The organism is Rubripirellula obstinata, from assembly GCF_001642955.1.
Lineage (GTDB): Bacteria > Planctomycetota > Planctomycetia > Pirellulales > Pirellulaceae > Rubripirellula > Rubripirellula obstinata.
Window position 1 is genome coordinate 1 of the sequence record NZ_LWSK01000163.1, and the last position, 10,345, is coordinate 10,345.

A 10,345-nucleotide genomic window follows, 5' to 3' on the forward strand; every position below is an offset into this window, starting at 1 on the left:
GTGGACCGGTGGCTGACGCCACCGGCAAAGATCTGCCGCCCTCTGGGCTAAGACCTTCGATGGTGAGACAGGATAAAAACGGCGCAAGCCGATAACTCCACAACCCCAAACTTTTAGCGGACCAGGGCCCGGCCGCTTACGCGTCGCGGCTCACATTGATCGACAAACGGTGGGGATCTTGGAGAGCTCGCCGTTCTGTTGCCTCGCGGATTGATGATCTTTGATCAGGCAATCAACAAGTCGGCGTCTCGCCCGTTGACTTCGTGACCTCGAAACCTAGGTCCTTGATCATCTGGTAATCCTCTTCCGGAGCTTGCCCTTGCGTGGTCAGGTAATCGCCGACGAAGAGGCTATTGGCGACGTACAAACCGAGCGGCTGCAGGGTACGCAAGTGGATTTCGCGGCCGCCGGAAATTCGCAGTTCGCGGTCGGGGTTGACGAAACGGAACATCGCCAAAGCTCGCAGGCAGTCGTGGGGCGACAAGTCTTTGTTGCCTTCCAACGGCGTGCCTTCGATCGCGTTTAGAAAGTTTAGCGGGATCGACTGAACGCCCAGCTCTTGCAAGTCGAACGCCATCGAGACGACGTCTTCGTGCTTTTCGCCCATGCCGATGATGCCACCGCTGCACATTTCCATGCCAGCGTCGCGAACATTGCGAAGCGTACCAACACGGTCGGCGTAGGTGTGCGTGGTGCAGATGTCCGCGTAATGTTCTTCGCTGGTGTTCAGGTTATGGTTGACCCGATCAACGCCGCACGCCTTCAAGCGATCGGCTTGTTCTCGCGAAAGCAATCCAAGGCAAGCACAAATGTCGAGATCGTACTTCTGTTTAATTTCGGGAACGATCTGCTCGACCGCACTCATTTCACGCTCGTTGGGTCCGCGAGCTGAAATGACCAGGCAGTAAGTTTTGGCTCCGCGATCGGCCGCCATCTTCGCTGCCGCCATCAAGTCATCACGCTTCAAGATGTTGTGCTTGGGAACAGGAGCTTCAGAGATTTTGGATTGGCTGCAGTAATGACAATCCTCGGGACACAAACCGCTCTTGGCACTCATCAAGAAATAAAGCTGAACGGTTTTGCCGAAATGCTTTTGACGAATCCGAAATCCGGCCGACAGCAGATTCAATACTTCGTCGTCCGGTGTTTTCAGAATCTCAAGCGCCTGTTCGCGGCTGATCGGATTCCCGTCAAGCACTTGGTCGGCGAGAGCGTCAAATCGGTTGATAGCCGTCGGGTTTGCGGTGGCTGTGTCGGAGGCGGGGCTAGCAGTGGTAGCAGCATTCATATCGGGATCTACTAGAAAAGACGGGTTGGGAGTTGCAGCGGGTAAACCAATCAATTGCAAACATTAACTTCATCAGCCAAGATGGGGAAGATGCAACTTGTCTACCTCCGTATTGGTTCTCTTGCCGAGATCCACGCCGCCACCGCTTTGCTGCCGCTTTCTCGCGGTCGCCGAGTCATCGTTCGCACCGGCCGCGGGATCGAACTGGGCGAAGTAGTGGGACCATGCCGCACACATCCGGTAGGTCAAGCGACCACCCGAGTGCTTCGTCCGACGACAGAAGAAGACGAATTGCTGATCCGTCGTCTGGATCGACACAAACGTCGAGCGGTCGAAGAATGCCGAATCGCCATGCAGGATGCTGGCTGCAGTGCGACCTTGTTGGACGTCGATCAATTGTTTGATGGCGGCACGCTGGTGATGCATTTCCTGGGCGAAGTCGACGAACAGGCTCGGCAAATTACCGAAACGATTGCCGGCCAATACGAATCGGTGGTGCAATCGCGGCACTTCGCCAAACTACTCAGCGACGGTTGCGGGCCGGACTGCGGAACCAAAGAAGGCGGCGGTTGCAGCGGAACGTGCGGTTCATGTGCGGTAGGGTGCGCTACGAAGTCTTAGATGGGGGTTGGACTGTCCGCCAATCTCGCCGGAAGCATTGCAAATTGAACAATGCAAATTGAACAATGCAAATTTGAAATTTTCCAAAACAAGGCTGCTCCTTAAATTTGCAACTTGCAATGTCCATCTTGCAATTTGCAATCAGACCGCTGCCCCATTTCCATCACCCACCTCCAGCCCGCCTTGCGAACAGCTCGTCAACTAGCGCTCGTCAACCAACGCCTATCGCCTCGATTTTTTCGATCGCAATTTTCATCGCATCCGAATCAATTTCGTGAACATTGATTGGATCGCCGACGCCTTGCAGCATCGTGATCGTCAAACGGCCACCCAAGTGTTGACGAAACTCTTCCAGACCTTGCATCAGCCGATCGATTGGGCGAATCGCTTCGTGCCAAAGGCCGATGCCTAGATTGCTTAGACACTCACAAACTCGCAACGCATCCGATTCTGGAAAACCAAACTTGATTGACGAATACATGCAGTCGATCGCGACACCGATTCCCACCGCTTCGCCATGTCGAATTTTGTACTGCGTCAGTGGTTCCAAACGGTGAGCCGACCAGTGCCCGAAATCCAGCGGCCGCGCTTCTTCGCTTTCAAACGGATCACCTCCTTCGGTGATGTGACGAAGATGAAGTTGGCAGGATCTTCCGATCGCATGTTTGGCGGCGCTGATTTCCCGATTGCGAATTCGGGTTGCATTGTCGCAAAGCCAATCGAATTCTGCCGAGTCCTTCAACAGCGAGACTTTGACCGCTTCGCTAAAGCCGGACACGTAATCACGATCGGGAAGCGTGGTTAGCAGTGATGTGTCGTTGATGACCGCCCAGGGAACAGCAAAGGTTCCCACCCAATTCTTTTTTGCAAAATAGTTGATCGCATTTTTCACGCCGACTCCGGAATCCGCCTGCGCCAACACGGTCGAAGGCAGACGAATCAAACGTATGCCGCGATGGGCAATCGCAGTGGCAAACCCGACGGCATCCAACATCGCTCCGCCACCCACGGCAACAACATAGCTGCGCCGATCCAAACCATGATCATTGATCCGATCTAGCAACATTCGAAGCACATGTTCGTTGTTCTTAATCGCTTCGCCCCCCGCCAAAAGCTCAGCGGGTGCGACCAAATCAACATCACTGCATTGCCGAAGTTGATTTTCCAACTTCGTCACGTGCTCGCTGACCGCTTCTTCGCCGACCAGCAGAATTCGCGCACGGCTATTTGAATTTGACTCGCGAACCAAATCGGCCAACACATCGAAATCGGATCCCGCGATATCATCCGTCACACGCAACCGGTGTTTGAACGGAACGCTGAAAGAGATATCGGTCGAGTGAGACGAAGAGTCGTTGTTCATTGGCGAAAAACTCACGGCTTTTCACTTCCCCAGCCAAGACACAACCAGTGCAACGCATTTGGGAAAATTTCCCCAGCACTGAACAGGAAGCCTTTCAGCTTCATTCTATCCTTCAGCAAGATTGACGAAATCAGAGCGGAAACCGCGATGGCAGCGATTCGCAGATGGTTTCGAGACGATGGAGGCATCAAGATTTACGACGCGTGGGGTGGGAGCACTTTGGTGGGAAACGCTATCTTATCAAAGATTGAAGTTCTTTTCAGTTCCCAGGCTTTTCCAGGCCTTTCCACACAACAACAACGTTCTCGATGCAACAACGACGACTTGGACAAAGCGGTATCACGGTTTCTGACATCTGCATGGGCACGATGACCTTCGGAGGACAATGCGATGAACCGCTTTCGCACGCGATTTGTGACCGAGCTTTTGAAGCCGGCATTGATTTCTATGATGCGGCTGAAATCTATCCGGTGCCCCCCAGCAAAGAAACGGTGGGTTTGACCGAAGAAATTTTTGGACGCTGGATGCAAACCAAGCCGCGTGATTCCATCATCGTTGCGACCAAGGTCACCGGCCCGGGTCATGGCTGGTTCAACGCCCCGGTCCGTCACGGAAAATGCTCGATCGATCGTCGCCAAATTTTTGATGCTTGTCACGCTTCGCTGGAACGTTTGCAAACCGACTACATCGACCTGTACCAAATTCACTGGCCCGACCACGGATTGCCCTACGAAGAATTACTGGGCGTGTTGACGGAACTTCGTGATGCCGGATTGGTGCGAGTGATCGGTTGCAGCAACGAAACATCTTGGGGGCTAATGAAGAGTCTTTGGGCCGCCGATGTCTACGACGTTGATCGATTCCAAACGGTGCAGAATAATTTTTCGTTGATCAACCGTCGTTGCGAAAGCGAGTTGGCGCAAGTTTGCCGAAAAGAGAATGTCAGCCTGTTGCCCTATTCGCCGCTGGGCGGTGGAGTGCTAACCGGGAAGTACAACGATGCTCCGCCACTGGGCGGACGGTTTACGGAATACTTAAAGAACGGCGAAGAGCGCCAGAAAAAAATGGCTCAGCGTTTTGTGAACGAGCGCAGCATCGAAACGACGCGAAGGTTAATGCAAATTGCTGAATCGATTGGCACCACCGTCACGGCATTGGCGGTCGCTTGGAGTCGCCAGCATGACTTTGTTGCGTCAACGATTATTGGTGCGACCAGTATCGAGCAACTTAATGAATCCTTGGCGGCGGTGGATTTGATCTTGGATGATGCGACGATGGATCGAATTGATGAAATCGATTTTGACATCCCGACTCCGATGACCGAGGACGGGTTGCGACGGTTGTAGTGGCTGGGCGAAATACCGGCGAGCGATTTTGAGAACGAATGGTTTAAAACTTCGCTTCGAACGAAAGCGTGAACTATTTTGGCGTTCATGCGAAATCCAATTGCTTCTACCGGCTTGCGAATTCTGTTGATCAGTCTTGGGACAACCCTGGCCTGTCCTCCGCTGCATGCGATGGACTGGTTGACGATGCCCAGCACGTACACTCACGATCCATCCAGCGGCTATCGGGTGCAACAGTTTGCTCCCACGCCAAAGCCCGCGTCGAACGAAGTGTCCAATTTCCGCAGCAGCGGTTTCACGCACACTCGCAGTTCGTTGAACTACGGCGCGTCGGCCGACAATTATCATCGCGTCGAAAGCTGGGGTGACCCGGTTCGTCCCTACGGCGAATGGCGTTTCCCATATCGTCCGTTCAGCACACCTTACCCGAATTGGGGTGCTCCCTACGCCGGCCTGAATCTTGGCTTTGGCGGAGTTGGTTTTGGTGGTCGAGGCTTCGGCGGCGGTTTCGGTCCAGGTCCCGGTTTCGGACAGAATCCTGGTTTTGGACAAAACCCCGGACAAAACCCCGGACAGAACCCTGGACAAAATCCCGGAGCCGGTCCCGGTGGACAGCCCCAACGCCCAGGTTTTGGGAACCGCGGATTCGGAAATCAAAACTTCCGACCTGATTTTCGCGGAGATCCATCCGGCGGCCTAAATCCCTATCCGATCGGACCGGGATCAGCCTATCCCGACGCGCCGTACTTTGACGGATATCACCCAACGTATCGCGACTGATTCTGACAACTTTTTATAGTCGTCTTTCGCTCCGCGAAAGCAGTGGATTCGCTACTTTCGCGGAGCGAAAGGCGACTATGAAAAATCGCGAGTTCCTAAACTACCGGCGTTTGCGCCGCGGCTCGCTTGAGTGCTTCTTCGACTCGCAGCATTAGCGGGTCGGTCTCAGTCTCGGAATCGGCACATGTCTCTAAACGAGTGACATCGACGCCGTCTTCATTGATTCGTTCATCCGCCTTCGCACGAAATTCAGCACGACAGTGTTGGCAGACAATGGTGTATCCCACCAAGGATGCTCGGACTTGAACTCGGCGACCACAGGTAGGGCAAGACTGCGTAAATGAGACTGGCATGATCTGGTTCCATGAGATTGGTGAGACGATCTTTTGATCTCCGAGTGTTAGCCGATCTTAGTGGATACCCCCGGTAAAGGCAAATGAATTTACGAAGAAGATCGTTAAGGTAGCATTACGGCCCTTTCCGTTTTCGACCCTTTCCTACAGGTTCCTGAAGCTTTCCTTACCGACATTGGCGAAATCCATCGCCCCACCGGAGCTGGAATGGCTTGTTTTTGGCCAGCCCAACTAGGTCTGAGCGGAATCTTCCTTTAACCTTGCGGTAAAACCAGTCGTAGCAAACAAATCTGAACCACAGTATCGATGAGAGACAGTTTGATGATTAAGCGAGTGTTGTTCGTCTGCATGGGGAACATTTGTCGATCTCCGGCGGGTGAGGCTGTGATGAAACGTTTTGCCGAAGAATTTGATGTCGATGTCGATGTCGATTCGGCTGGGACACATGGGTATCACGTCGGTGATCCAGCGGACGCTCGGATGCTTGAGGCGGCCGAGCAACGCGGCTACGAACTCAAGAGCCTGGGACGCAAAGTCACCGCAGCAGACCTGAATCCTGAAAAGTTCGATTTGGTTTTGGCGATGGATGCCGAAAACCATGCAATCCTGATCGACCTGGCAGGCGGCCCCAAGACACACATTCGCATGTTCAGCGATTACCTAGACGATCAATGGCCCCACGATGTGCCCGATCCCTATTACGGCGAAGCCGATGGGTTCGAGAAAGTACTCGATATGCTCGAAGAAGGCTGTCCCATCATCCTGCAAACGTTGATGGGCGAAGATATTTTCGAAGGCAGTTTTGACGACGGCATCTAGCACAACATCGCCATTTCAAACAGCGAGTATCGCTCCCACGGATCGACTCACCGCGCCTTGCGACGCAAACGTTTGACTCGGATTCGGCATCCGATGGGAACCGTTTCGCTTACCGTCACGGATTCGCCTGCAAGCGCGGCGTCGATGGCATTCCGAACATAGGGCTTGGTGACTTCTTTCCCGTCGGGACTGTCGTCCATCGCGCCCATGTAAATCACTTTGCGATCTTTGTTCACAACAAAGAACTGCGGTGTGTACTTGGCACCGTAATCTTTCGCGATCCGCTGCGATGCATCGTACAGGTAGACAAACGGAAAAGCTTTCTGCTTTGCCTTTTCGATCATCGCAGGCATTGCGTCGGCTTCGATTGTGTTGACGTTCACCGCAACCACAGTAACACGTCGTTCGTTGTAATCCCGATGCAGTTTGATCAGGCGATCTTCGACATCAATCGCGTAGGGGCAACTGTTGCAAATGAACGCCAGCACGATCACGTCCGATTCGGACAATTGATCCATGGCCAACGTCTCGCCACCGGTCGTTGGCAAAGCGTCCCACGACGGCGCGGTGTCACCTACGGACAGCACTGAATTAAATTCACCCGCGATGGTGACGCAAGACAACATTGCGATCGCGAGAAAGGTCGATGCGATTCGGTTCATTTCGCCAGCTCGCGAAGGACTTCGATGCCGCGATTGAGTGTTTCATCGGACGCAGCAAAACTGATTCGGAAGTGCGTGTCTTGTTTGCTGAAAATCTTGCCGGGAATGATCAGCAACCCTTTTTCGATTGCCCGTTCGACGAATTCAGTTCCGCTGCCGCTGGGTGCTTTGGGGAAAACGTAAAACGCGCCGCCTGGTTTTGCGATTTCGTACAAGTCGGATAGCCCATCGCAAATCAAATCACGTTTGCGGCTGTAATCTTCGATGTAGCCATCTAAATTGACCTCCATCGCACGAAGAGCTCCCCACTGTGCCGGTTGAGGTGAACAGACAAACGAATACTGTTGTAGTTTCAGCATCGTGTTGATGACTTCGCTTGGTCCGTGAACGTATCCGACTCGCCATCCCGTCATCGCGTGGCTCTTACTGAATCCGTCGATCACGATGGTCTTGTCGTTGTACTTTGCTGGCGAATCGAATTCGCCGTCATAGAAAAACCGGCTGTAGATCTCGTCGCTGACCAACGCGATGTTGTACTTGGCTGCGATTTCGGCGACTGCTTTTAATTCCGCTGGTGATGCCGTCACGCCGGTTGGGTTGGCGGGTGAATTGACCAGAATCATTTTGGTCTTGGGCGTGATTGCCGCTTCGATCTTGGCTGGGTCCAGGCGAAAGTCTGGGTACGAATCGACACGGACCGAAACGCCGCCGCACATTTCCAACAATGCCGGATACATTACGAAGAACGGATCCAGGTAGATCACTTCGTCGCCGGGATTGATCATCGACAACATCGCCAGCATCAATCCGCCGCTGGTGCCGCTGCTGATGAACACATCACGATCTTCGTGCGGATACTGTTTTGCGATATCCGCCTTTAATGCTTCGCGAAGCGGTCCAATGCCCTGCGTCGGCGAATAGGCGTTTCGCCCCGACTCGATGGCGTCGATCGCTGCTTCCTTAATCTGGTCAGGCACGTCAAAATCAGGTTGCCCAATCGAAAGATTGATCGGGTCCTTCAGCTTGGCGGCCAGGTCGAATACTTTCCGTATACCGCTGGCGTCAAAGGCGGCAGTTCGATCAGCGATCCATGGGTGCATGTTAAAAAATCCGTCGGATGTTGGACGCCGTGTATTGGGTGGCGTGGATTTCAAGTGATTGATTGCGAAGAGCGAACCTGAGTCTAATCTGCCAGCTTTTTCCTCAAAACGAAAGTGGACACAATCCGTTGGCAAAAATTCGTTTGATCGAGCCCGTGATTCGTTTGTGCGCGATCATCACAAAATTCGATGCCGCACGTGACTGGGCGATCAGCCAAATCGAAACGCATTGGGGACCGGTGGCACTGGTTTCCCCCGCAGTGCCGTTCCAAGCCGGCGGCTTCTACGACGACGAAATGGGCACTGACCTGACCAAGGTCATCGTGGCCGTCGAAACCTTCGCCGATCCCGCGGGACTGTCCGATTGGAAGCTGCAAACCAACGCCTGGGAATTGGAATATGCAAACCAGGTCGATCCGACAATCACGCGGCAAGGGATCACGCGGCCGGTCAATTTGGATGCTGGATACTTGTCACAAGCGAAGTTGGTTCTGGCGACGATCAAGGATCGAGATCACCGGATTTATTTGCGGGACGGTATCTTTGCGGAGGTAACCTTGAATTATGTCGGGAAACGATGGATCCATCATCGCTGGTCCTACCCGAGTTATCGCACCGATGAGGTCGCCGGTTTTGCTATGCAGTGCCGAAGCCGACTGCGCGAATACTTGATCAGCACCGGACAGATTCGCAAAGTTGATTCGCAGAGTTGATCTGCAGAACTGATCCGCAACAGATTGACGATCCCATTCAATTCCACCAAGACAATCGAACGTGATGACGAAACCAGAACTCACTGAACCAGTTCATCCGCGATGGATGTCGATCACGCTTGCCGCTGCCGCGGTTTACAATCTTGTGTGGGGTGCTTGGATCGTCCTGCGGCCAAACGATCTTTTTGTGTTGACGGGAATTGAGCCGCCCAACTACCCGGGCATCTGGCAATGCGTGGGGATGATCGTTGGCGTGTATGGCGTGGGGTACGGCATCGCTGCGACAAATCCGTTGCGGCATTGGCCCATTACCCTGGTCGGTTTCCTGGGCAAAATTCTTGGTCCGATCGGGTTCGTCTACACCATGTTAGTTTTGGGGCCGGGCGATCCAGGATACTTACCGCCTTCGTGGGGGCTGACAATCGTCACCAACGACCTGATTTGGTGGATACCCTTCGCAGCGATTCTTTACCAAGCATTCAAACACCACAATGCACCGGAGTACCGAAGCATCGAGAATAACGATTTGCGTACGGTAGACCAAGCGAATCAATTGTTTGTCACCCAAGACGGAGTTTCATTGGCGGATTTGTCACGCAAGTCACCATTGATGATGTTGTTTTTACGGCATAGCGGTTGCACGTTTTGTCGCGAAGCACTGAATGATCTTTCTAGCAAGAAAAACGCTTTGATTGCCGCAGGCGTCGTGCCGGTCTTGGTGCATCAGGGCGATCCAGCCAAGGCCAGTGCTGATTTTGCCAGCTACGGTCTCGGCGAGATTGATCACGTCAGCGATCCACAGTGTCAACTCTACCGAGCCTATGACTTGCAACGCGGCAAGTTCTTGCAACTCTTTGGACCGAGTGTTTGGTGGCGCGGATTCAAGGCCGCGATACTTGCACGTCATGGTGTTGGAAAGCTGGATGGCGACGGCTTTCAAATGCCGGGTGCGTTCCTTGTCAAAGACAGTCAAATCATCAAGGAGTATCGGCACCAAACCGCAGCCGATCTGCCTGATGTCTGCGAACTAGCGATCAATCAATAGAGCCATGACGGATGCCAGTTTGCCAGCAACCACCCAGTAGCTGATCCCGCCAGGGTTCAGTCGAGCTTAGTAGTCCATGTCAGCTCAATCTTCGGTTAGGAGGTAGCGGAAGTCGCGTAGACTTTCGGCGTCCCCTCGTAGCCGAAACTCTTGGCGAGTTCCGCTACCCGAAAATTGAGGTGACGCGGAATACTAATCCGATCGTGGACTGAACCCTGGCGGGATCAGCTACGTTTTGAAAGCGACCTACCCGTA

At 53.5% G+C, this 10,345-nt stretch carries 11 protein-coding genes; 6 read left to right on the top strand and 5 right to left on the bottom strand.

Features of this window, described 5'->3' with window-relative positions:
- Positions 1–232: 232 nt before the first annotated feature.
- A complete protein-coding gene (gene bioB, locus RC85_RS23265; RefSeq protein ID WP_068267142.1) occupies positions 233–1,288 on the bottom strand; it encodes a biotin synthase BioB in 1,056 nt (351 codons plus the stop codon).
- Between the two features lie 90 nt (positions 1,289–1,378).
- Here bioB and RC85_RS23270 point away from each other — a divergent pair, with 90 nt between their 5' ends.
- The gene (locus RC85_RS23270) at positions 1,379–1,909 is read left to right on the top strand and encodes a hypothetical protein (protein ID WP_068267149.1); all 531 of its coding nucleotides are present in this window, start codon (positions 1,379–1,381) and stop codon (positions 1,907–1,909) included.
- Between the two features lie 211 nt (positions 1,910–2,120).
- Here RC85_RS23270 and RC85_RS23275 read toward each other — a convergent pair whose 3' ends face one another.
- On the bottom strand, positions 2,121–3,287 hold the full coding sequence (locus RC85_RS23275; RefSeq protein WP_338060590.1) for a 3-dehydroquinate synthase: 1,167 nt from the start codon (positions 3,285–3,287) through the stop codon (positions 2,121–2,123).
- A 293-nt stretch (positions 3,288–3,580) separates the two neighbouring features.
- On the opposite strand from RC85_RS23275, the gene RC85_RS23280 reads away from it, so the two are divergent.
- Together RC85_RS23280 and RC85_RS23285 are read left to right on the top strand one after the other, a co-directional pair.
- Positions 3,581–4,618, top strand: coding sequence for an aldo/keto reductase (locus RC85_RS23280; protein ID WP_068267143.1), 1,038 nt, complete (start codon positions 3,581–3,583; stop codon positions 4,616–4,618).
- 87 nt (positions 4,619–4,705) lie between these two features.
- Complete coding sequence (locus RC85_RS23285; RefSeq protein WP_068267144.1) at positions 4,706–5,398, top strand: hypothetical protein; 693 nt, start codon at positions 4,706–4,708, stop codon at positions 5,396–5,398.
- A gap of 95 nt (positions 5,399–5,493) precedes the next feature.
- On the opposite strand, the gene RC85_RS23290 is transcribed toward RC85_RS23285, so the two are convergent.
- A complete protein-coding gene (locus RC85_RS23290; RefSeq protein ID WP_068267145.1) occupies positions 5,494–5,751 on the bottom strand; it encodes a hypothetical protein in 258 nt (85 codons plus the stop codon).
- Between the two features lie 321 nt (positions 5,752–6,072).
- On the opposite strand from RC85_RS23290, the gene RC85_RS23295 reads away from it, so the two are divergent.
- Positions 6,073–6,570: a low molecular weight protein-tyrosine-phosphatase gene (locus RC85_RS23295; protein ID WP_238383209.1), complete on the top strand. Its 498-nt coding sequence runs from the start codon at positions 6,073–6,075 to the stop codon at positions 6,568–6,570.
- A gap of 47 nt (positions 6,571–6,617) precedes the next feature.
- On the opposite strand, the gene RC85_RS23300 is transcribed toward RC85_RS23295, so the two are convergent.
- On the bottom strand, positions 6,618–7,232 hold the full coding sequence (locus RC85_RS23300) for a thioredoxin family protein (RefSeq protein WP_068267146.1): 615 nt from the start codon (positions 7,230–7,232) through the stop codon (positions 6,618–6,620).
- Positions 7,229–8,332: a pyridoxal phosphate-dependent aminotransferase gene (locus RC85_RS23305; RefSeq protein ID WP_068267147.1), complete on the bottom strand. Its 1,104-nt coding sequence runs from the start codon at positions 8,330–8,332 to the stop codon at positions 7,229–7,231. Before RC85_RS23305 ends, RC85_RS23300 begins: the two co-directional genes overlap by 4 nt.
- 128 nt (positions 8,333–8,460) lie before the next feature.
- Between RC85_RS23305 and RC85_RS23310 the strand changes: the two genes are divergently transcribed.
- Both RC85_RS23310 and RC85_RS26450 read left to right on the top strand, forming a co-directional pair.
- On the top strand, positions 8,461–9,045 hold the full coding sequence (locus tag RC85_RS23310; RefSeq protein WP_068267148.1) for a DUF4416 family protein: 585 nt from the start codon (positions 8,461–8,463) through the stop codon (positions 9,043–9,045).
- 64 nt (positions 9,046–9,109) lie between these two features.
- On the top strand, positions 9,110–10,090 hold the full coding sequence (locus RC85_RS26450) for a SelL-related redox protein (protein ID WP_084422965.1): 981 nt from the start codon (positions 9,110–9,112) through the stop codon (positions 10,088–10,090).
- The last annotated feature ends 255 nt before the right edge of the window (positions 10,091–10,345 follow it).

What these genes read in the sequence shown, in the direction of transcription:
- bioB (WP_068267142.1), bottom strand. Translation starts at nt 1,288, where the DNA reads ATGAATGCTGCTACCACTGCTAGCCCCGCCTCCGACACAGCCACCGCA.
- RC85_RS23270 (WP_068267149.1), top strand. Translation starts at nt 1,379, where the DNA reads ATGCAACTTGTCTACCTCCGTATTGGTTCTCTTGCCGAGATCCACGCC.
- RC85_RS23280 (WP_068267143.1), top strand. Translation starts at nt 3,581, where the DNA reads ATGCAACAACGACGACTTGGACAAAGCGGTATCACGGTTTCTGACATC.
- RC85_RS23285 (WP_068267144.1), top strand. Translation starts at nt 4,706, where the DNA reads ATGCGAAATCCAATTGCTTCTACCGGCTTGCGAATTCTGTTGATCAGT.
- RC85_RS23290 (WP_068267145.1), bottom strand. Translation starts at nt 5,751, where the DNA reads ATGCCAGTCTCATTTACGCAGTCTTGCCCTACCTGTGGTCGCCGAGTT.
- RC85_RS23295 (WP_238383209.1), top strand. Translation starts at nt 6,073, where the DNA reads ATGATTAAGCGAGTGTTGTTCGTCTGCATGGGGAACATTTGTCGATCT.
- RC85_RS23300 (WP_068267146.1), bottom strand. Translation starts at nt 7,232, where the DNA reads ATGAACCGAATCGCATCGACCTTTCTCGCGATCGCAATGTTGTCTTGC.
- RC85_RS23305 (WP_068267147.1), bottom strand. Translation starts at nt 8,332, where the DNA reads ATGCACCCATGGATCGCTGATCGAACTGCCGCCTTTGACGCCAGCGGT.
- RC85_RS26450 (WP_084422965.1), top strand. Translation starts at nt 9,110, where the DNA reads ATGACGAAACCAGAACTCACTGAACCAGTTCATCCGCGATGGATGTCG.